The sequence below is a fragment of the Providencia sp. PROV080 genome, assembly GCF_033688105.1.
GTDB classification, from domain to species: Bacteria; Pseudomonadota; Gammaproteobacteria; order Enterobacterales; family Enterobacteriaceae; genus Providencia; species Providencia zhejiangensis.
This window is the reverse complement of record NZ_CP096346.1, coordinates 1,916,209-1,937,638: the sequence shown is the minus strand read 5'-3', so window position 1 is coordinate 1,937,638 and position 21,430 is coordinate 1,916,209. Positions and strand designations below refer to the sequence as shown.

General features: G+C 41.5%; 17 protein-coding genes. 7 read left to right on the top strand and 10 right to left on the bottom strand.

Annotated elements, in window-relative coordinates:
* Positions 1 to 10: 10 nt before the first annotated feature.
* The gene (gene nrdB / locus M1F03_RS08410) at positions 11 to 1,147 is read left to right on the top strand and encodes a class Ia ribonucleoside-diphosphate reductase subunit beta (RefSeq protein WP_154624739.1); all 1,137 of its coding nucleotides are present in this window, start codon (positions 11 to 13) and stop codon (positions 1,145 to 1,147) included.
* Positions 1,148 to 1,149: 2 nt separating this feature from the next.
* Entirely contained in the window at positions 1,150 to 1,413 is a 264-nt protein-coding gene (gene yfaE / locus M1F03_RS08405) for a class I ribonucleotide reductase maintenance protein YfaE (protein ID WP_154624738.1), read from the top strand.
* A gap of 61 nt (positions 1,414 to 1,474) precedes the next feature.
* Here the strand turns inward: yfaE and M1F03_RS08400 are convergent, their stop codons facing one another.
* Positions 1,475 to 2,815 carry an anaerobic C4-dicarboxylate transporter gene (locus tag M1F03_RS08400; protein WP_163861148.1) on the bottom strand — a complete coding sequence of 447 codons (1,341 nt, stop codon included), beginning with the start codon at positions 2,813 to 2,815 and terminating at the stop codon, positions 1,475 to 1,477.
* Positions 2,816 to 3,301: 486 nt separating this feature from the next.
* Between M1F03_RS08400 and tyrP the strand changes: the two genes are divergently transcribed.
* The gene (gene tyrP / locus M1F03_RS08395; protein ID WP_230085774.1) at positions 3,302 to 4,462 is read left to right on the top strand and encodes a tyrosine transporter TyrP; all 1,161 of its coding nucleotides are present in this window, start codon (positions 3,302 to 3,304) and stop codon (positions 4,460 to 4,462) included.
* A 79-nt stretch (positions 4,463 to 4,541) separates the two neighbouring features.
* On the opposite strand, the gene M1F03_RS08390 is transcribed toward tyrP, so the two are convergent.
* Positions 4,542 to 5,090, bottom strand: coding sequence for a YfaZ family outer membrane protein (locus tag M1F03_RS08390; protein ID WP_154622143.1), 549 nt, complete (start codon positions 5,088 to 5,090; stop codon positions 4,542 to 4,544).
* Between the two features lie 299 nt (positions 5,091 to 5,389).
* Here M1F03_RS08390 and M1F03_RS08385 point away from each other — a divergent pair, with 299 nt between their 5' ends.
* Positions 5,390 to 6,829, top strand: a complete 1,440-nt coding sequence (locus M1F03_RS08385; protein WP_154622142.1) for a catalase — start codon at positions 5,390 to 5,392, stop codon at positions 6,827 to 6,829.
* Between the two features lie 102 nt (positions 6,830 to 6,931).
* On the opposite strand, the gene menE is transcribed toward M1F03_RS08385, so the two are convergent.
* The 6 genes from menE to M1F03_RS08355 all read right to left on the bottom strand — a co-directional run bounded on the left by menE (position 6,932) and on the right by M1F03_RS08355 (position 14,002).
* Positions 6,932 to 8,347 (bottom strand): o-succinylbenzoate--CoA ligase, encoded by a 1,416-nt coding sequence (menE, locus tag M1F03_RS08380; protein ID WP_251464013.1) that lies wholly within the window; start codon positions 8,345 to 8,347, stop codon positions 6,932 to 6,934.
* Positions 8,335 to 9,306 carry an o-succinylbenzoate synthase gene (menC, locus tag M1F03_RS08375; RefSeq protein WP_251464011.1) on the bottom strand — a complete coding sequence of 324 codons (972 nt, stop codon included), beginning with the start codon at positions 9,304 to 9,306 and terminating at the stop codon, positions 8,335 to 8,337. Before menC ends, menE begins: the two co-directional genes overlap by 13 nt.
* Positions 9,306 to 10,163 (bottom strand): 1,4-dihydroxy-2-naphthoyl-CoA synthase, encoded by an 858-nt coding sequence (menB, locus tag M1F03_RS08370; RefSeq protein WP_154622139.1) that lies wholly within the window; start codon positions 10,161 to 10,163, stop codon positions 9,306 to 9,308. Before menB ends, menC begins: the two co-directional genes overlap by 1 nt.
* Positions 10,164 to 10,165: 2 nt before the next feature.
* Positions 10,166 to 10,939: a 2-succinyl-6-hydroxy-2,4-cyclohexadiene-1-carboxylate synthase gene (gene menH, locus M1F03_RS08365; RefSeq protein ID WP_251464010.1), complete on the bottom strand. Its 774-nt coding sequence runs from the start codon at positions 10,937 to 10,939 to the stop codon at positions 10,166 to 10,168.
* On the bottom strand, positions 10,939 to 12,612 hold the full coding sequence (gene menD, locus M1F03_RS08360; RefSeq protein WP_251464009.1) for a 2-succinyl-5-enolpyruvyl-6-hydroxy-3-cyclohexene-1-carboxylic-acid synthase: 1,674 nt from the start codon (positions 12,610 to 12,612) through the stop codon (positions 10,939 to 10,941). The genes menH and menD overlap by 1 nt, the downstream gene beginning before the upstream one ends.
* A 118-nt stretch (positions 12,613 to 12,730) precedes the next feature.
* Positions 12,731 to 14,002 carry an isochorismate synthase gene (locus M1F03_RS08355; RefSeq protein ID WP_318840123.1) on the bottom strand — a complete coding sequence of 424 codons (1,272 nt, stop codon included), beginning with the start codon at positions 14,000 to 14,002 and terminating at the stop codon, positions 12,731 to 12,733.
* Between the two features lie 93 nt (positions 14,003 to 14,095).
* Here M1F03_RS08355 and M1F03_RS08350 point away from each other — a divergent pair.
* From M1F03_RS08350 to M1F03_RS08340, 3 genes are all read left to right on the top strand, one after another.
* A protein-coding gene (locus M1F03_RS08350; RefSeq protein WP_374195714.1) for an IS3 family transposase occupies positions 14,096 to 15,180 on the top strand; the annotation gives its coding sequence in 2 pieces (ribosomal slippage) (positions 14,096 to 14,357 and positions 14,357 to 15,180; 1,086 coding nt in all).
* A gap of 956 nt (positions 15,181 to 16,136) precedes the next feature.
* Entirely contained in the window at positions 16,137 to 17,342 is a 1,206-nt protein-coding gene (locus tag M1F03_RS08345; RefSeq protein ID WP_154635739.1) for an alpha-xenorhabdolysin family binary toxin subunit A, read from the top strand.
* A gap of 10 nt (positions 17,343 to 17,352) precedes the next feature.
* Positions 17,353 to 18,360 carry an alpha-xenorhabdolysin family binary toxin subunit B gene (locus M1F03_RS08340; RefSeq protein ID WP_251464008.1) on the top strand — a complete coding sequence of 336 codons (1,008 nt, stop codon included), beginning with the start codon at positions 17,353 to 17,355 and terminating at the stop codon, positions 18,358 to 18,360.
* Positions 18,361 to 18,425: 65 nt separating this feature from the next.
* On the opposite strand, the gene nuoN is transcribed toward M1F03_RS08340, so the two are convergent.
* Complete coding sequence (gene nuoN, locus M1F03_RS08335; protein WP_251464007.1) at positions 18,426 to 19,889, bottom strand: NADH-quinone oxidoreductase subunit NuoN; 1,464 nt, start codon at positions 19,887 to 19,889, stop codon at positions 18,426 to 18,428.
* A 6-nt stretch (positions 19,890 to 19,895) separates the two neighbouring features.
* The gene (gene nuoM, locus M1F03_RS08330) at positions 19,896 to 21,416 is read right to left on the bottom strand and encodes an NADH-quinone oxidoreductase subunit M (protein ID WP_154622111.1); all 1,521 of its coding nucleotides are present in this window, start codon (positions 21,414 to 21,416) and stop codon (positions 19,896 to 19,898) included.
* Positions 21,417 to 21,430 lie beyond the last annotated feature (14 nt).

Here is a 21,430-nt window from a genome sequence, read left to right as displayed (position 1 = left end):
AGGAATTGTTATGTCACATACTTACACCATCTTCTCACAAAAGAGAAATGACCAACTGTTGGAGCCGATGTTTTTCGGCCAACCGGTTAACGTTGCTCGTTATGACCAACAAAAATACCCGATTTTCGAAAAGCTAATCGAAAAGCAATTGTCATTTTTCTGGCGTCCAGAAGAAGTTGACGTTTCTCGTGATCGCATTGACTATAATGCATTGCCTGACCATGAGAAGCACATCTTTATCAGTAACCTGAAATACCAAACGCTACTTGATTCTATTCAAGGTCGTAGCCCTAACGTGGCATTATTGCCACTCATTTCAATCCCTGAGCTGGAAACTTGGGTTGAAACTTGGTCATTCTCAGAAACAATTCACTCACGTTCTTATACGCATATTATTCGTAATATCGTCAATGACCCAGCGATTATCTTTGATGATATCGTTGAAAATGAGGAAATCCTCAAACGTGCGCGTGATATCTCTGCTTATTATGACACCTTGATTGAGATGACGAACTATTATCATATGTTCGGTGAAGGGACTCATACCTGTAACGGCAAACAAATCACAGTGTCACTGCGTGCCCTAAAGAAACAACTGTATTTGTGTCTGATGAGTGTTAATGCGTTAGAAGCTATCCGTTTCTATGTTAGCTTTGCATGCTCGTTTGCTTTTGCAGAACGCGAACTAATGGAAGGCAATGCTAAAATCATTAAACTGATCGCTCGTGATGAAGCGCTACATTTAACAGGCACTCAGCATATGCTGAATCTGTTACGTTCAGGTCAAGATGACCCTGAAATGGCTGAAATTGCAGCAGAGTGCGAAGACGAGTGTTATAAACTGTTTGTGGATGCGGCAGAGCAAGAGAAAGAGTGGGCAGAATATCTCTTCAGTGAAGGCTCAATGATTGGCTTGAACAAAGATATTTTGTGTCAATACGTTGAGTATATTACTAATATTCGTATGCAAGCTGTTGGGTTAAAACTGCCATTCGAGACTCGCTCAAACCCAATACCTTGGATCAACGCATGGCTGGTCTCTGATAACGTGCAAGTCGCCCCACAAGAAGTTGAAGTCAGTTCCTATCTGGTCGGTCAGATTGACTCTGAAGTCAATACTGATGACTTGAGTGATTTCGAACTCTAATCATGGCAAGCCATAAAGTCACCCTGCGCTTATCGCAGGGTGTACAAGTCCCCTATCACACCGAAGTCCATGCTAGCTTACTTGATGCTCTTGAAGATAGCCGCATTCCTGTGGAGTATCAGTGTCGAGAAGGTTACTGTGGTTCGTGCCGAGTGATGCTGCTGAAAGGAAAAGTCGGTTATAAACAAAAACCACTTGCCTTTGTTCAAGAAGGTGAAATTTTGCCTTGTTGCTGTCACCCCCTTTCTGATATCGAAATCGGCTAACAATAGCAGCGATAACGCTAACACAATGTCATCGCTGCTAATGACTTAACCTGCTCAGTTGTTATAAATAGCCATATAATCCAGCAAATACCCAACCGAATACACAGGACACACCAACCCCAATCAAACCCGGCAAGATAAAGCTGTGATTAATGACAAATTTACCTATTCGTGTTGTACCTGAACGGTCAAATTGGATAGCGGCTAAGTCACTGGGGTAAGTTGGCAGTATGTAGTAGCCGTAACAAGCAGGCGCTGATGCAATAATATACGCAGGGTCAACACCAATGCCTAACGCAATCGGAACGACAGCAGCCAATGCAGCCGCTTGTGAATTCACAAATTTAGAAACCAATAATAGGATCACCGCATAAGCCCAAGGGTAATCTTTTACCAATGCCCCTAAAGTCCCTTTGATCTGATCCATGTGGGCACCAAACATGGTTTCAGCCATCCAAGCAATCCCATAGACCGCCACAATCGCAATCATCCCAGAACGGAAGACTTCATTTTTCGAAATTTGCCCTGGGTTAGTTTTACAAATAATGATGATCAGAGCACCCGCCAATAACATAAACATCTGGATAACAAGCACCATCGATAATGGCTTACCATTCACCAGAGGTCTTAACTCAGAGAATGCGCCCAACACAGCCACCACCGCTATGGATGCTAAGAAGATCCACATTGCTACCCAATTAATTTTTGGCAATTTTTTATCGAGCAGTGTGGCACTATCGCCATATACATACTCATAGTTTTCATGCACTGAAATAAATTTTTGAAACTCTGGGTCCTTATCGAGATCCTTCCCTCTAAACCAGCTAAAAATACCGATTGCCAATATACCAATCAGAGTCGATGGGATAGTGATGGCTAATAAGTCTAAAAACTCAAGAGATTGACCATTAATGGTGATGCCATTCAGCATTGCGACGAGCGATACCACTGCAACAGAAACGGGGCTAGCAATGATCCCCATTTGTGCACCAATACTACTTGCTGCCATTGGTCTTTCAGGACGAATATTATTTTTAATCGCGGCATCATAGATAATTGGCAGGATGGTATACACCACATGCCCTGTACCACACAAAATGGTTAAAATGCAGGTGACAAAAGGTGCCACAATAGAGATGTATTTTGGGTTTTTACGTAGTAGTCGTTCTGCAATTTGTAGCATGACATCCAAACCGCCTGATGCTTGTAACGTCGCTGATGCTGCAACAACAGCGATGATGACAAGCATGACATCAACAGGCGGTTTTCCTGGAGGTAAGCCAAAGCCGAAAACCAGTATCACAAGACCGACACCGCCTAACAGCCCTAATGCCATTCCTCCTTTTCTCGCGCCATAAAACAAGCAGACGAGAATAATGGCGAGTTGTATCAAAAAGTCCATAAGTTCATCCTTTTCATTAATGTATCCTTACATTATCCGGATGAAAGATTGACAGATTTTTGATTTATATTAATGAGTGAAAAAATTTAATATTATTTTTCCACACTATTTTCCTGCCTTGTCACAAAATTAATTTTAATTTATTGAGACACTGTCCCGTTAAATTAAAAACCACATTAAAATCAATTCATTAATTAACACCATTAACATAGTTAACCACATAAATTCACTTTTGATAGTTAATATTCATAACTGAAATTAATTAACAATAAAAATTTATTCGCTGTTATTTTCAGCAGTCATAATAAAAAACACCCATCACTGTAAAATTATATTTACACTCGTTGTAATTTAGATTTGACAGATAAATCATGATCGCATAACCTGCACAACTTATTAATCTACGACTTTTAATCAGAGGAATTTGTGAAAAATCGTACGCTAGGTAGCGTTTTAATCGTTGCAGGAACAACAATCGGTGCAGGGATGCTGGCTATGCCACTTGCCGCAGCAGGTGTCGGTTTCACAGGTATCATATGCCTACTTATTGGTCTCTGGATGTTAATGAGTTATACCTCATTACTTCTCGTGGAAGTCTATCAATATAATCCACCCGATATGGGTTTAGGTTCAGTCGCTAAAAAGTATCTCGGTCCCGTAGGGCAGATTGTGACTGGGTTAAGTATGTTATTATTAATGTACGCTCTTACCACAGCCTATATTGGCGGTGCTGGCGTACTGATCTCTGATAGCTTACTGTCTTGGTGGGGATTACATCTCTCAACAAAATCCGCAATTATTTTATTTACACTCATCGGCGGCGCCGTGGTATGTATCGGTACCCATTCCGTCGACTTTATTAATCGCCTCTTATTTACAGCTAAAATTATCTTTTTAGTGATTATGTTAGCGGTAATGTTACCCCATGTCGAAAGCGTCAATTTAACCAATATGCCTGTCGAGAAAGGCTTACTGCTTGCGGCCGTTCCGGTTATCTTTACCTCATTTGGTTTCCATGGCAGTGTTCCAAGCTTAGTGAACTATATGAATGGTGATGTCCGTAAACTGCGTATTATTTTTATTACAGGTAGTGCAATCCCTCTCGTCGCTTATATCTTATGGCAAATCGCTACGTTAGGTTCCATTCCAGCCAATACCTTTTTAGGCATTTTAGCGCAAGAAGCTGGGTTAAATGGCTTACTGACGGCTATTCGTGATGTTGTCGCAACTCCACGGGTTAATATTGCGGTGAGTTTATTTATGGATCTTGCGCTAGCGACTTCATTTTTAGGGGTGGCTCTTGGGTTATTTGATTACCTTGCGGATCTCTTTAAACGCAGTAATCGTTTATTTGGGCGTCTACAGACAGGCGTATTAACCTTTTTACCGCCTCTACTTTCTGCCTTGTTTTTCAGTAGTTTTGTGCAAGCCTTAACCTATGCGGCAGTGGCGTTGTCTGTATTGGCGCTTATCATTCCTGCTTTACTGACTCTACGTGTCAGAGCGATTGAAAAGCCTACCGCTAATCAAGCCCACTACCAAGTGAAAGGTGGCTCTGTTGTGTTGGGTATTGTGCTACTTTGTGGTGTCGCTGTTATTGCGATTCAATTCGCTATTGTTGCAGGATTCTTACCTAATGTCGGGTAATTTTGAGCCTGCACTAGCCAACAAAAAACCCGTACCATGTACGGGTTTTCTCTATTTAGCTCAATAAAGTGCTAACTCATTAGAAGCTTAAACCTGCTCCAACATACCAACCATCCGCAATTTTGTTGCTTGGATTGTTATGATTGCCTTTAATGTCAATGATACGATAGCCCGCATCAATTGATAATGGTTTAAACACAGTATAAGTCGCCCCTACTTTCGCTTCAGTATAAGCATCACTACCTGAAGTCAGTGACGCTGGCGCACCGTAAGCTTCACCATAAATGTTCAGTGACGGCATAACTTGCCAACCTAACCCTGCACCCGCGGCAAGAGCCATACCATCTTTGTTGTCTTCAGGTGAAAGATATAATGCTTTACCACCAACATAGGCTGAAAACGGCCCTAAAGGCAAACCAAAGGTTGCGCCTAAGCTCCCCATTTGGCCATCATGGTCACTGCGCGCCCATGAGCCATCAAATGCAAGCCCTGAACCTTTAGTTCCGATCCCAGCACTTAATTCAGTGTAATGCTCACCAGCACTCGCATTGACAGATATCGCTTGAGCAGTGCCCACAAACATAAGTGATGATGCCGCTGCGGCGACAAAGAATAATCCTTTACGCATATTATTGCCCCAATAAATAGAAATTATGCGTTAATATTACAATATATAAATCCTATTCTCAGTAGTTATTACTGTTTTTTACTTTTCATGCCACCAAGGCGACTTTTCTACAACATAGACGGGTGTTTCTATTTATTTTTAATCAGTTATCACAGCAATCGGTACCATGTATTAGTTATTATCCAACCAATCAACTATAATCGAATGATAATACGGAATTATCTGCATTTACCGTTTATTTTGATGTATATTAAATGCATTTTATAGTTTTATTGTCTGTAAATTACTGGAGTATTGTGATGAAAAAGAAAGGTCTCACTACCGCATCTGGCGCCCCTGTTGTGGATAATAATAACGTAATGACAGCTGGCCCACGTGGCCCAATGCTATTACAAGATGTGTGGTTTTTAGAAAAACTCGCTCACTTTGACCGTGAAGTCATTCCTGAGCGCCGTATGCACGCTAAAGGTTCAGGTGCATTTGGTACTTTTACGGTTACCCATGATATTACTCGCTATACCCGAGCAAAAATATTTTCTTCTGTAGGCAAAAAAACGGATATGTTTGCTCGCTTCTCAACGGTAGCCGGTGAGCGTGGTGCCGCAGATGCAGAACGTGATATCCGTGGCTTTGCATTAAAATTCTATACAGAAGAAGGAAACTGGGATTTAGTTGGTAACAACACCCCAGTATTCTATCTTCGTGACCCACTGAAATTCCCTGACTTAAACCACGTCGTTAAACGCTGCCCTTATAGCAATATGCGCTCAATGGCCTATAAATGGGATTTCTTCTCTCACTTACCTGAATCACTCCACCAACTGACCATTGACGTCAGTGACCGAGGCATTCCACGTAGCTATCGTCACATGCACGGTTTTGGTAGTCATACCTATAGCTTTATCAATGACAAAAATGAACGCTTTTGGGTTAAGTTCCATTTCCGTTGCCAGCAAGGCATTGAAAATTTGATGGACGATGAAGCAGAAGCGATTATTGGTAAAGATCGTGAAAGCTCTCAGCGTGACCTATTTGATGCAATCAATAAAGGTGACTATCCGCGTTGGGCGCTACAGATCCAAGTCATGCCTGAAAATGAAGCGTCAAAAGTGCCTTATAACCCATTTGACCTCACTAAAGTATGGCCACATAAAGATTACCCATTGATTGATGTTGGTTATTTTGAGCTAAACCGTAACCCTGCTAACTATTTTTCAGATGTTGAACAAGCCGCATTCAACCCAGCCAACATTGTGCCTGGCATCGGATTTTCTCCTGATAAAATGTTACAAGGACGCTTATTCTCTTATGGGGATACTCAACGTTATCGCTTAGGTGTGAACCACTATCAAATCCCAGTTAACTCACCGCGTTGCCCATTCCATAACTATCATCGTGATGGGGCAATGCGCGTTGACGGTAACAGTGGTAACGGCGTAACTTATGAGCCGAACAGTGCAGGTATGTTCCAAGAACAACCTAATTTCAGTGAGCCTCCATTAACCCTTGAAGGTGCAGCTGATCATTGGAACCATCGTGAAGATGAGGATTATTTCAGCCAGCCCCGTGCATTATATGAGCTGTTGGATGATGCAGAGCATCAACGCATGTTCCAACGTATTGCTGGTGAATTGATTGAAGCCTCTGAAGAAACCCAGAAACGTCAAATCGACCTCTTTAAGCAGGTACATCCTGAGTATGGCGCGGGTGTCGAAAAAGCACTGAATAACCTTAAATAATTTGGTTATCTAATCGAAAAATCAGGCTTCATTGCTAGAGCCTGATTTTTTTATTACAGATGCCAATGAAGCTGATTGACTCTCCATAACAATCGGTTGTTATTAAGAGGAGAATATTTGTTGGTGTACCCAACTTTTTACCTGCTGACGAGAGACTTTAATACCGGTATTTTTTAATTCGGCGTCTAAAGGATAAAAGTGCACAGGATATTGGTATGGAGCCAGTTTATCTTTTAACCAATCAGCAATACCCGCTAATACGCTTTTGTCGATTAACTCAATGACGGCAACAGGCCTTTGACCAAACTCCGCATCATCAATAGGAATAATAAAACTCTGGCTAACTGCGGGGTGGCTATTGATAATGCTTTCAATGTCTTCAGGTTGTACGCATTCACCACCACTAATAAACAAATTATCCAAGCGCCCAATCACATGGTATTCTCCATCGATATATGCACCTTTATCATTGGTTTTAAACCAACCATCTTGGGTTTTTAACGGTTTGATTTCCCCATCAAACCAATACCCCATGGCTTGACTCTGTGATTGGATTTGTATTTCACTATCCATCAAGCGAACCTGTTTACCTATCAGGGGCAATCCTACGCCCTTTTTGCCATCAGCGCGTTTTGCACAAACGGTTGAAGCCATTTCGGTCATGCCATAACCACTCCAGCACTCAATACCTTGGCTTGATGCCAAATTGGTTAGTGAGGTGGGTATTGTCGCCCCGCCAAGTAGTACTTGCCGTAGCGTTAATGGTGGATTTTCCTCCTGATTGAGAAGTCGCCACAGTTGTGTTGGCACCAATGAAGCATGGGTAATACCTTGCAACGCTTGTGTTAATGGGGAAGATTTAATCGCTAATCTCGCCCCTCTTCCTAACCATCGCCACAATATTCCTTGCCCTGAAACATGAAATAACGGTAAAGAAAGTAACCAGTAGTCACTCTGTTGATAGTCCATCGCCTGTAATACGCCATTAGCACTATCAAGATGAGCAAACATGGAATGAACCGCGGCCTTCGGTAACCCCGTAGAGCCGGATGTCAGAATTAAGGTTGCAGGTTGCCGAGTTAATTCACAAAAGCATGGCAGATCATAGTGTGTTAATTTTTGAGAAACAGTGAGATCAGGCGGCAGCGTTAAAGTCGAATAATGAAATGCATTTAGCAGGCCATCTGCAAAATCAATCACAAAATCAATATTCAAATGCGGTAGCAATTCTTCAAGCAATAAGATGGGCAGGCGAGGATTGAGCGGCAAAACTTTCGCCCCACAGCGCAAAATAGCGAGTTGACTTAATAACAATTCAACACTGTTTTTGCCCCGTAAAATGACCGTTTGGCCTTTTTTGAGTCCTTGTTTATCAAAATGATAAGCAAGATTTATGACGTTTAAATTCAATTGTTGCCAAGTCAGTGAAGCAACATCGGTTATCAACGCAATTGCATCAGGTTGATGGCTGGCCCAGTGTTGCCAAGGCCAGTCTTTAAACGGTGTTAACTCTGCCATTCGATAATAAGTTCATCTAGTTGCATAACAGGCAGCGTGCTATTTGGCCAAGTACGTATAAGTTGAGACTGGATAAGATCTAACGTATCGAGCCCAGGTATCGTATTCGGTGTTAGTTGATGAGCAATTCTTGCCAACTGGGTTAACCCAAAACTGGTCTCAATTGATGAACTGATCACCGCTTGCAAACCATGGTGATGAGCTTCTTGAACCAGCTGCCGACAATAGGCAAGGCTTCCTGTTAACGTCGGTTTGATCACAATCGCTGCCACGCCCGGTTGCGCTTCGACTTTAAAACCTTCTTCGCGAACGCTCTCATCCCATGCGATCGCAATACCGGTATCCTTGGCATATTGCAGTGATTCTTCACGGGTTTTGCACGGTTCTTCGAGAAAAGCGATTCGATCACGATAGTCTGGGTTCACATATTTGGCAAAGCCATCGGCTTTCGCTCGCGTCCAACTACGGTTAGCATCAAGGCGTAACGTTAAGTCAGGTACAGCTTCCAGCAACAAATTAGCGACCATGCCATCACGTACCGCTTCATACAATCCAACTTTAACCTTGGCGATTTTTTCACCTTCCATAGCATCAAGGCGTAAGATTAAATCGTCCGGATCGCCACTACATAATGGTGCTTTTCGATAATCAGCTTGTTCAGGCAATTCACCTGATAATTCCGCCAATGCACAGCTACAACCGAAAGCAACTGAGGGTAATGCACTATCCGCCAATGGCTGACCGCTGACCCATTCAGTCAGTCTCTGCTTGGCTTCCTCAGTCGCTTCTAGCAATGTTTCTTGACTAAATTCGGGGAGAGGAGAAATTTCTCCCCATCCTTCGTTATCCCCATCTTGTAAGCGAACCAGCAATCCATCACGAGTTTTCAGACGTTGGTAACGCAGGATAACGCCTGCCTCCATCGGCAGGCTAAATGTATAAAGTGTTGCTTTACGCATTACGGATTACGCTTATATTTAGAAAAGTCTGGCGCACGTTTTTCATTAAATGCGTTACGCCCTTCTTGGCCTTCCTCTGTCATATAGAACAACATTGTTGCATTACCGGCCAATTCTTGTAGCCCTGCTTGACCATCACAGTCTGCATTCAGTGCCGCTTTCAAACAACGCAGTGCCATTGGGCTATTTTCAAGCATTTCACGGCACCAACGGACTGTTTCTTTTTCGAGATCAGCGTAAGGCACTACGGTATTCACTAACCCCATATCCAAGGCTTCTTTTGCATCGTATTGACGGCACAGGAACCAAATTTCACGTGCTTTCTTTTGTCCAACAATACGCGCCATATAAGATGCACCCCAACCCCCATCGAACGACCCCACTTTAGGCCCAGTCTGACCAAAGATCGCATTATCTGCTGCTATTGTGAGGTCACACATCATATGCAAGACGTGACCGCCACCAATAGCAAAGCCTGCTACCATCGCAACCACGGGTTTCGGACATGTACGAATTTGGCGCTGGAAATCTAGAACATTCAGGTGATGAGTGCCACTCTCGTCACGATATCCACCGTAATCACCGCGAATTTTTTGGTCACCGCCTGCACAGAATGCTTTTTCCCCTTCACCCGTTAGAATAATGGTACCAACTTTATCGTCATAACGCGCATCAGATAAGGCTTGGATCATTTCTTTAACGGTTTGTGGACGAAACGCGTTACGCACCTGTGGACGATTAATCGTAATTTTTGCAATCCCTTCCGGTGACTTGTGATAAAAAATATCATCAAACCCTTCAGAGCAATCTTGCCATTCGATTGGGGCATAGAGTTTTTCTTCGTTAGGATAAATCATTATCAAGTTCCTTTAACCACAGATGATAGAAAATACTGAAGTGCAGTGGCATAGCCATTCGGGTTTTCCCGATGCGCATTATGCCCTGCATTCTTAATTAGCGTAATCGGCAAAGCATATTGTTGCGAAACGCCTCGAAATTTTTGGTCTTGTTCACCACAAAAATAGCGAAATGGAAGTGTTAACTGTCGCAGTTTATCGGCTAAAAATGGTTGTTTAGACAATGACGTGCCTTCTAGCATATCGGCAATACGACGGGGATCATTGGCTTGTCGTAATAAAATTAATTGCTGACGTTGGCTATCGCTTAAACTAGCAAATACAGGTTGTTGATACCAATCGTACAATACGCTTTCGATTGGCTCATGGCGAAACCGTTGCGCCCAAGAGTGGTCATTCAGGTAACGGGCATCACGTTCTGATTGTGTCTTCAGGCCAACATTTCCCCCTTCAACAACTAAGCCACATAAACCTGTAGGCTGACGGTAACATGCCGTGTGCATAGCCAGCCGCGCCCCTAAAGAATAACCAATGAGGTAATAATTTTCGATACCATGGTATTGCAGGAGCTGAATGAGGTATTCATCAAAATCAGCAAAACTTGAGCAAGTTATCTCCTGAGATCGCCCATGCCCAGGTAAGTCGATACATAATGATGGCAAATGTGGATACAGTTTAATAATCGGTAGCCACTCATCCGCGCAACCCAGTAATCCATGTAACCACACTAGCCAAGGCCCTGTTTGGTTCTCATTGTAACGATATGCCGCTAACATCAAAGATTACCGACTTCATCGAGTAATTGTTTTAATGTACGAGCGCCCTCGTCACTATCAACAATCAATTCGATTAACAAACAGCCTTGTTGGTTAAACCAAAATTGTTCAACCAAGGTTTTGAGTGATAACCAGTCTTTAGGCGCCGCATACTGTAACCCAAACATCAAGGCCGCATGCTCAAAATTCACATTCTGCGGCATGCAGTAATAAGGTTCCCTCGCCTCTTCTGGTGTAGGTAACATCGAAAAAATTTGTCCGCCATTGTTATTCACCACGATCAAAATAGTCGGCGCTGAAGGCGCACGTAAGAGGGCAAGACTATTGAGGTCATAGAGGGCGGAAAGATCACCGACAATCCCTAATGTAGGTTTTATTGTGGCGCGTTGCACACCAGCCATGGTGGATATCAATCCATCAATACCACTTGCCCCACGATTACTATACACAGGGTAACCTTCAGGCAGCTGTGCCAAAGCATCAACCAACCGTACGATCAGGCTATTACCAACAAATAATTGTCCTTTAGGGGGTAACAGTTGAGGTAATTGATGAGCGACCGCCGCCTCAGAAAACTGGTTGTGTAACTTCGCGGTGACATGCTGTTGAGTGCGTTTTGTCAAAGCCCATAGCTTTTCACACCATGGGCTTCTAGGCTGGGCGGGATGAGCATCCAACCAACCTTTAATTGAACAAGTCAATTTGCGTCCATAATGGTTTGCTGGGTCAAGGCGTCCTGGGATCATATCAATAATCCAGTACTCTTGTGGTTGGCATTGTGCTTGCCACTGTAATAACCGTTTGCCAGTTAAACTCGAACCAAATTGTATCACTAACTCAGCCTCATCGAGCCATGCTTTAGCTTGCGGATGGGCGAGCCATAAATCAGCACAAGGATGAGTTTGCCCTGTTTGTGATAAAACATCACTAATCAATGGCCAACCTAACGTTTTCGCCCAATTCGCGACATGCTCACCCTCTTGGGCGTTCATTCGCCCCGCAATCACAACCCCTTTTTTTTGTCGCCAAAAATACCAATCCGCAATATGCGCTACTGTATTCGTTAAGGGTTCGCTTAACCAAGGTAACTGAGAGTTCCACCAATTACCGAGCTGCTGCTGCCAGTCATAATCCCCTTCCGTCTCGCCATATAAAGGCTCCGCAAACGGACAGTTAATATGGAAAGCGCCATGACGCAATTGATTCATACCATTATCAATGGCGCTTACCAGCCATTTGGGTGAAATATCACGGGTTGGTCGTGGCAACATCAAGCTTTGAGCTGGGTGCGATGCAAAAATATGCGTCTGGCGAATCGCTTGATTAGCACCACAATCGATTAACTCAGGCGGCCTATCCGCCGTCAAAAAAATGACTTTCTCTCCCGTCAAGCCTGCTTCAATTAATGATGGATAGAGATTTGCCACCGCCGTGCCCGATGTCACAATGACGCCTACAGGTTCAAGACTTGCCTTCGCTAACCCTAACGCTAAGTGTCCTAGACCTCTTTCATCAAAATGTGTATGGCAATGCAACTTATTATTCTTTGCCGCGGCAAGAGTTAAAGGTGTGGAACGCGAACCAGGCGCAATACAAATATGTTTCATGCCATGACGAGTGAGCGCTTCGATAATAATCTCAGCCCAACGCAGATTAAAAACAGAATTCGACATAATGAGCTCAATAAGTTATTTATTATCAGTTAGTGTAATGCGCTTAATATAAATTTCTTGATCTTAGAACAATTTTTAATGAACTAATTGAAACCAAAAGAAAATAACCCTGTTATGACTAAGGTTTTTCGCTACGCTCCAGCAGAGATTTCAACCCAGCTGCTTTATTTTCAATCTCGATCCACTCTTGCTCAGGATCTGAATCGCTGACGATCCCTGCTCCTGAAAATAACGAGAGTTGTTGATTTTCAATTTGCGCACAACGTAGCGATACCGCAAACTCGCTTTTATTTAGACTCACAAAGCCACCAGTACCTGCATACCAACGACGTGAGAAAGGCTCGTGTTCACTTAAAAATTGCCGAGCCACCGTACGCGGTAAACCACAGACTGCTGCTGTTGGCTGTAAACGCTGTAAGCATTCGCTGTCGGATGGAGAAATCAGCGTCGCAGCAATCGACCGGTAAAGATGTTGAATTTTACGTAAACGAATAACTTTTGCCGCAGAGACATCGATACCCGTCACCACGCCTTGTAATTGTTGGCAAATATCATCCACCACCACTAAATTTTCATGTTGATTTTTACTATCTTCCAATAACCACTTTGCATTTTCTGCTGCAATCGTATCATCAAGATGATTCGCCACCGTACCAGCAAGTGCTTCAGAGTGTAATTGTGTGCCTTGACGTAAGTACAAACGTTCAGGCGTCGATGATATAAAACCCGATTCTTGACTAAACGCCATCATAAAATGATAGCACTGAAAATTGACTTGTTGACTCGCAGACAAAAATTCAGCCGCAGCGATTGGTTGGGATAAGCTCAATTTTGTTTCACGGGCCATCACCACTTTTTCCATATGACCCGCTTTCATTCGTGTAATGGCCTCGGTCAATAAGCTGCACCACTGCTCTTTTTCAGGAAAATGTTCATGACCGACGATTTCCGTATGTAATGTAAGAGGTTGTGTTGGTGCGGGTTTTATTTGCTGTAAAAATTCAATAGCCGATAAACGGTCTTGTTCCCCTTGGATATTTAGGTAAACAGATACCGATGAACGGACACGATAAATTTCTAAACGAGGTAAAAAATAAAAAGTGGCATGTTGCTTATCTTCAAGCGAAATACCTTCACCTACGGCATTCCAGCCGTTGAGTCCCCATAAACGCATGTCGGGATATTCAGTATGCTCAGATAAAAATTGTTCAGCATCAACAATGGAATGAAAGGTTTTTACTTTGCCTATCGTGCTGCATTCATCACTTCCTGTACGGTGATACCAATAAAATTGAGGATAGCAGGATTGTTCAGATAGCCAAGCTAACCCAGGAAATGTAGCAGACTCACCTAGTTGCCAGTGTAAACGAATGAATTCTTGGTTGCCCAATGCCAAAGTTGACAGTTGATGATGTAATCCCCCCGAAAAATCGCAGCAGTTATTTATAGAAAATTCTATTAAAATAAACTCAAGGAGTTTTCTATGCGTAAATCAAAATTCACTGATAGCCAGATATTGGCAATCATTAAACAAAATGAAAGTGGTATGCCCGTTCCAGAACTCTGCCGAGAACATGGTGTTAGCTCTGCAACATTTTATAAGTGGCGAGCTAAATTCGGCGGTATGGATGCTTCGTTGATGAAGCGAATGAAAGAACTCGAAGACGAAAACCGTCGGCTCAAAAAAATGTATGCGGAAGAACGTCTCAAAGCTGAGATTCGTTTGGAGGCGCTTGAGGGAAAGTTATAAAGCCATCTCATCGTAAGGAGATGGCTAAGGCTGCCGCAATTAAGTATGACATAAGCATTCGCTTTGCTTGCTTGTGCATGAATGTGAGCGAAAGCTGCTTTTACTATCAAAGTAAACTTAATGCTGAAAACGATCAGATTGCTGACTGGCTAATACGCCTAACCGAAAACAAAAAACGTTGGGGGTTTGGTCTATGTTTCTTGTATTTACGCAACGTAAAGGGCTTCGCATGGAACCACAAGCGCGTTTATCGAATTTATTGTGAGTTGGAGCTTAATCTTAGAATTAGGCCTCGCAAACGCTTAAAACGCGATAAGCCTGATGCCCTCAGTGTGCCTGTAGCCATTAACCAAGTATGGTCTATGGATTTTATGTCAGACAGCTTAGCCAGTGGCCGCAGCATTCGAACCTTTAATGTCATTGATGATTTTAATCGTGAATGCTTAGCGATTGATGTTGATTTATCGTTGCCTAGCGCACGAGTTATTCGGTCGTTAGAACAAGTCATCGAGTGGCGCGGTAAACCCAAAGCGATACGATGCGACAACGGACCAGAATATATTTCAGGAGAGCTAATAAACTGGGCAACACGGCAGCAAATTACCTTACTTTATATTCAGCCTGGCAAGCCTACACAAAATGCTTACATTGAACGCTTTAACCGAACAGCTCGTCATGAATGGCTTGATTTAAATATATTTGAGAGCGTTGAGCACGCTCAAGAACTTGCCACACAGTGGCTTTGGACTTATAACAATGAGCGGCCGAATACGGCGATTGGAGGAATACCCCCGAGACAGCGATTACAGGTAGCTTAAACTCTATAAATAGTTACTGTGAAAAGTGGGGGGATTACAATGAAGAATTTCAGTTATTAAATTATCTATTTTTTTATGTACCACTTTCGATCCCTACTGCCACACTCAACAAAGACTATTCATAATTATATAGTGCAATATAATTTATTAATACATTGATTATTTCTGACAATAGATGTAACTCATAATAAAATCAAATTTGTCTTCGTTATTGATGATAAACACAGCAATAAAAACATACTTATCTTATTGTACAATATAATAAATTTAACTTTAAATACCCCTTTAGTAGGTATCAAACGCTTGCGCTGTAATAGCTTAAAAGATAAACAAACCTATGTATGCTGATTATTTATTAAACATGTTTATCTATAATAAAGCCACTCATAGTAACCTCGTCATATTACAATATGCTTAAGACAGCACTTTATGTGAAATGCCATTGATTCTTGTTAATTGATTAAAATAAAAATAGCGCTTGATAAGAATAATGATCATCCTTTATGGTGAACAAGCTAACTCAAATAGCAATAAGATTAAAAATAATCGCTTAAATTTAATTCTATTCTTAATAGGATTTTTTGATTCTGCTAATCACCCTAAACCGTGAATAATTAGCAGCAATTTAAATAGAGTCTTACTGTATAACTAAAAACAAAAATAATTATTTATCGTTTAATATTAAAGCTAAAATCGATAATAAACTTCACATTAATTATATTAACATATCAATTTCTAATATATTTTTTCATATTTTAGTATCTACTTTTACCGCATGCTTCAAGTAGCTTATTCACTCTTACGCGGGTAAATGAAAATCTAATGTTGTTAAATGGACCATTTGATTAGAGATTATATTATTTCTATTTTATCTTTCTCAACGTGGCAACCATTCAGTGATTTTCTGCTGTATACCTTTTATTTAACCCCTAATGTTAAATTGGAAATTAACCATTATGAGTGACATAGCTTATGATAAAATAATTGAAAAAGAGAATATTGGAACAGCAACTCTTGCATTATTAACTAATCAAGATCCCTATTCTGCAAGGTCAGCCGGTATTTTTACTCACCAAGACCTATCAAATATCCATAAATATATTCACTTTGCGCTATCATTACCCACTTCTACACTAGAAATATTATCTTGGCTTAAAATTGGTGAGTCCACAAACTTACCTATAGAAACGAATGTTCTGACTGAAACTATCCAATTGATTCACCGTCATGCAAGTCATTGGGACAGTATTGAACAAGAGGTTAAACAGCAATCTGTTAATTTATCATTAATTAGCAGAAATATTGTCCAGACTGGAAATCAAATTATTCATTATATAAATGACATGCCTATTATCCAACAAATAGCGAATAGTGTTGAGGGCCTTTCTAATGAAGATCTTGATGGCATTACTTACCAAAATGACGACCAGCAAATTGCTACTGAGCTATTAAGTATACTCGGTCTTATCCACGATGATATTAAAATACAAGCCAATAAAACAGCGAGCATAAAAAATAGCATTTCAGATTTTCGCATTCACATTATTGGTGGAAATCTATCCAACCGACAACATGTTGACTCACTCCTTTTTAAAGTAAAATCTATTTATATGCAGCTAGACTCCACAGATGCAACTGACTCTGAAACCTATCATCTTGAAAAAATAGCGTTACTCAAAAAAGAAATTTTTCAATTAGAAAAAGAATATAGCCATTTTGTTAAATTGAGCTTTACAGGGCTTGCGGGTGGACTCATTGGTTTAGTGATTACTGGCGGAATTTTTGGTAGCAAAGCAGAAAAAATCCGCCATCAAAAAAATGAATTATTAAAAGAGATAAGCAACATTAATGACAAAATAAATCAGGACCGTTTTATAAAGAAAACTATCTTTGACATTCAAATTAACCTACAAAAAATTGAAAGTCATTTTAAAGATGCTCGCTTAGCAATTGATCACTTAGATTATATGTGGCTAGTGATTTTAACTGAAATCAAGCAATCGATAGAGACCTTCGCTCGCATTGATAATGCCGCTAATCTTTTAAAATTTATTACTCGTTTTAAAAAAATTATCACCGCCTGGGCTTCTGTGCAAACTTATTCAGAACAACTCATTGAGTTATTTGACATTCAATTAACAAAAAACACTCATCTATATTAAAGGTCACATTATGAAGCTCACTGCCAAATCCCCAACCTTACCTTCTATTGAATTTTATCAGATGAGGATGTGTATTAATAAACTCAGTGCATTTAATCAAAACATTCTAGATTATGACCCTGTTATTTTTAATCGTATAAAAAACATCTCTGATAAAGCAGAAATACTTAATGAGTTAGTGAGAGACTCATTACCTATAATGAAATTAAAAACACGTTATATAATCAATAGCACAATTAACGAATTATCTCCCATAAATACAACGTTTGAACTTCATCATAAACATCATGATTTAATACTTACAGAATTTATCGATGATTTTTCTGAAGTTAAGACTGAAATAGAAAAACTAAAATTATCAATGCGAAGTATCACCGATTACCTAACAGCGGTACAACTTAAGGAGGAAAATCAGTTAAAAAGTGAATATTATCTAGCTCATCAAAACAAGCTTATCGGGTTAGCGACCAAGAATAAAAAAAAGATACAAGAACTTAATCAAGAAATTAATGCGATTGTAGCCGCCGAAGAGATCATTTTAAACTATAAGTTATCCGATATGTTTGAAAAGTTTTTTCCAGAAATAGCGTTTATTGAATCGTTAAATATTCCGCCGTCCAAAAAAGATTTATTAAAAATCGCTATTGATTGTGCAAAACGCTTACTGGTCATTCTTGATAATGGTTTGGATTTTATGAAATTAGTGGATGTGCGTTTATATTTAATCGACCAAATGGCTATCTTACATGAAAATTCAAAACAGTATGAAGAAAGAAATAACCGACTAACCTATTTTCTTATATTAGGTAAAGAAGTCACGCAAATCGATCATCAGCGGCAGGAGATTGCTGCTAACTTTCAACAACTACAACGCTATTTTCAGCAATGGATCGATTATATGGCTGATTGTTTACATGAAGAAACATTCAATGTCTATAATGCAATAGAATCCTGTGAAGTATTAATGGAATTTCTTGTGGAAACTGAGTACCAATATCAACGCCAGTTAGCAGATTAAAAAATAAAGAGCGGTAACCTTTCGATTACCGCTCTTTTACATGCTATGTCTGTGCTACGTTGTTATTACAGACTAATGACTGCTAATGCACTTGAAGCGATATTGATCAGCGGCTGTGGCCATACCCCCATTAAGATAACGATGATGGCGCAGATCACTGCCACGACGGTACCAAATGTTGCCTTTTCTGGGCCTGTATAGCGGTCAGCGTGCTCTGCATCACGGCTATATAAGCTAGCCATAAAGCGTAGATAATAGAACAAGCCAATTGCACTCCCCACAACCACGGCTCCGGTTAACCACCACAATTCAGCATTCACAGCAGAAATGATCACATAGAATTTACCAATAAACCCTAATGTGATTGGCACACCTGCCAATGAAAGCATCATCACTGTCAATACCGTTGCCAGTACTGGCTTGTGCCAGAACAGACCACGGAAAGAACTCATGTCGTCTTGGTCATCACCACGGTATGGGCTAGAGACAATACTAATCGCGCCGAATGCACCTAAGCTTGCAAACAAGTAACCGGCTAAATAAATCGCTACGGTAACTTGTGATGCAATGGGGTCGACTCGTAGTGCTACCAATGCAACTAATAAGTAGCCCATATGTGAAATCGATGAGTAACCCAGCAGGCGCTTTGCACTTTTCTGAGTGATAGCCAGAAGGTTACCAAACAGAATCGACGCAATCGCAATAACACTGACAACAATCGCCAATGTATGACTTTGTGCCGCTGGTGCTTCCATAAAGATACGCATTAGTACCGCGAAGATACCAATTTTACTGCCTGTCGCAAGGAATGCAGATACAGGGGCTGGCGCACCTTGATACACATCCGGAGTCCATAACTGGAATGGAAACAGTGATAGCTTAAAGCCAAAACCAACAATCAGCATCCCCAAACCAACCAAAATCAATGGAGCATGAATTTGGCTATCTGTTAGGCTTTGACCAATCGCGGCAAAACTCAGGCTACCTGATTCCGCATACAGTAATGCAATACCAAACAACAAGAAAGAAGAGGCGGCAGCAGATAGCAGCATATATTTAATGCCTGCTTCTAATGAGCGTTTGCGTTCAAAAGTATAAGCCACTAAGCCAAACAACGGCAGAGAGATTAGCTCAATACCGATGAACATTGACGCCATGTGGTTTGCCATTGAAAGTAGCACACCACCTGCTACAGCGATAGACAGCAGTAAGTGAAACTCTTCTTTATTATCCTTGAAGCCTTCCAACCAATGAAAAGCAAAAATACTGGTCGCCATACCCGCAATGAGGACTAACGCGGTGTAAAACATGGCGTAGCCATCAACACGAATAAGCGGAGTGACTTCCATTGGTAAACTCCCTGCAATAAAGAACAGAGAGAGTAACGCAACTGCGAAGCCGAATACTGTCAAAGTGGCACTTGTTAGATGATCGCGTCGCCACGCAATGGACAGCATCACAACCACCGCGGTCAATCCGACGATCAACAGCGGGAGTATTGCGATCAATTGTTGAGGTGTTATTGTCATGGCGAATTACGGCCTTAATGTTGTAAGTGAAACAGTGTACAGGTTATGTAATGTTTCCATCGCACCCGCTGAAGTATCCAGCAGTGGCTGCGGATAGAAACCGATAATAACCAGTAATACAGCCAGAGCCAGCAGCACACCAAATTCGCGCGCTGTTAACCCTTTCATTTCGCTATCTGATTTCGGTGTTCCGTAATAAGTTTGCTGCATCATCCACAGTGAGTAGACCGATGCGAACACAACACCGAAGACCATTATGCAAGTCACGAGAGTGAATTGGCTGAATGTTCCAAATAGGATCATGAATTCACCAATAAAGTTACCGGTTCCTGGCATACCTAATGTTGCAGCGGCAAAGAACAAAGACAGACCCGGTAACCACTTAATACGTTTCCACAATCCTCCCATCATGCGCATATCACGAGTTTGCGTACGCTCATACAGCTGACCACTGATAATAATCAATGCCGCACCCGATAAACCGTTCGTGATCATTTGGATCACCGCCCCTTGGTACGCAAGCACTGAACTTGCATAGATAGCAACGGTTACAAACCCCATGTGAGACAAGCTACTGTATGCCGCTAAGCGTTTGATGTCAGTCTGTTTGAAGGCTAACCATGCACCGTAGAAGATACTAATTACACCAAGTGTCATGGCAATTGGTGTGAACTGGATAGACGCTTCAGGGAATAGAGGCAAGGTAAAACGCAGCAAACCATAAGCTGCTGTTTTCAACATGATACCTGAGATATCAACAGAACCCGCTGTAGGCGATTGCTCTTGGGTATCTGCCATCCAACCATGGAATGGAACTAACGGCATTTTCACTGCAAAGGCAATAAAGAAGCCTAACATTAGCATAAAGCTAACCGTGCTAGACATCTGAGTACCAAGCAACTCATTGTAGTTAAATGTCCACACGCGAGTATCATTGAAGTGGACTAATGCTAATCCAACAATCGACACTAACATAATCAAGCCACTGGCTTGCGTGTAGATAAAGAACTTAGTTGCTGCATTAATGTGTTGTCTGTTTTCTGCCCCTTTGTGCCCCCAGTTAGCAATCAGGAAGTACATTGGGATCAACATCATTTCCCAGAAGAAGAAGAATAAAAACAGGTCAACTGCCGTAAAGATCCCCATCACCCCTGCAATAATCCACAACAGGTTAAAGTGATAAGCACCTTGGTTAGCTTGGTTTTCGCTCCACGAACTGAGAACTGAGAAAGCACCCATAATCGCGGTCAATACCACCATCAGTAGCGATAACCCATCAATAGCAAGATGGAAATTAATACCCAGCGATGGGATCCATGGCATAAAGAATACGGCTTGCCATTGTGGAATACCTTGTGGGTTTGCCAGAGAGTAATTTCCCTGTAGCCACAACTGGATTGATAATATTAATGTTATTCCCATTGAAGCCAGCGCAACCCAACGAGGTGCGCGATGGCTGAACCGGTCAGCCTGCCAACTTAGCAGGCCACCGATGAAGGGAATGAGTATTAGCCAAGGTAATAGCATGGCGCAATGTGTCC

Excerpts from the sequence above, each read along its gene's own strand:
- nrdB (WP_154624739.1), top strand. The coding sequence starts at position 11 with ATGTCACATACTTACACCATCTTCTCACAAAAGAGAAATGACCAACTG.
- yfaE (WP_154624738.1), top strand. The coding sequence starts at position 1,150 with ATGGCAAGCCATAAAGTCACCCTGCGCTTATCGCAGGGTGTACAAGTC.
- M1F03_RS08400 (WP_163861148.1), bottom strand. The coding sequence starts at position 2,815 with ATGGACTTTTTGATACAACTCGCCATTATTCTCGTCTGCTTGTTTTAT.
- tyrP (WP_230085774.1), top strand. The coding sequence starts at position 3,302 with ATGCTGGCTATGCCACTTGCCGCAGCAGGTGTCGGTTTCACAGGTATC.
- M1F03_RS08390 (WP_154622143.1), bottom strand. The coding sequence starts at position 5,090 with ATGCGTAAAGGATTATTCTTTGTCGCCGCAGCGGCATCATCACTTATG.
- M1F03_RS08385 (WP_154622142.1), top strand. The coding sequence starts at position 5,390 with ATGAAAAAGAAAGGTCTCACTACCGCATCTGGCGCCCCTGTTGTGGAT.
- menE (WP_251464013.1), bottom strand. The coding sequence starts at position 8,347 with ATGGCAGAGTTAACACCGTTTAAAGACTGGCCTTGGCAACACTGGGCC.
- menC (WP_251464011.1), bottom strand. The coding sequence starts at position 9,306 with ATGCGTAAAGCAACACTTTATACATTTAGCCTGCCGATGGAGGCAGGC.
- menB (WP_154622139.1), bottom strand. The coding sequence starts at position 10,163 with ATGATTTATCCTAACGAAGAAAAACTCTATGCCCCAATCGAATGGCAA.
- menH (WP_251464010.1), bottom strand. The coding sequence starts at position 10,939 with ATGTTAGCGGCATATCGTTACAATGAGAACCAAACAGGGCCTTGGCTA.
- menD (WP_251464009.1), bottom strand. The coding sequence starts at position 12,612 with ATGTCGAATTCTGTTTTTAATCTGCGTTGGGCTGAGATTATTATCGAA.
- M1F03_RS08345 (WP_154635739.1), top strand. The coding sequence starts at position 16,137 with ATGAGTGACATAGCTTATGATAAAATAATTGAAAAAGAGAATATTGGA.
- M1F03_RS08340 (WP_251464008.1), top strand. The coding sequence starts at position 17,353 with ATGAAGCTCACTGCCAAATCCCCAACCTTACCTTCTATTGAATTTTAT.
- nuoN (WP_251464007.1), bottom strand. The coding sequence starts at position 19,889 with ATGACAATAACACCTCAACAATTGATCGCAATACTCCCGCTGTTGATC.
- nuoM (WP_154622111.1), bottom strand. The coding sequence starts at position 21,416 with ATGCTATTACCTTGGCTAATACTCATTCCCTTCATCGGTGGCCTGCTA.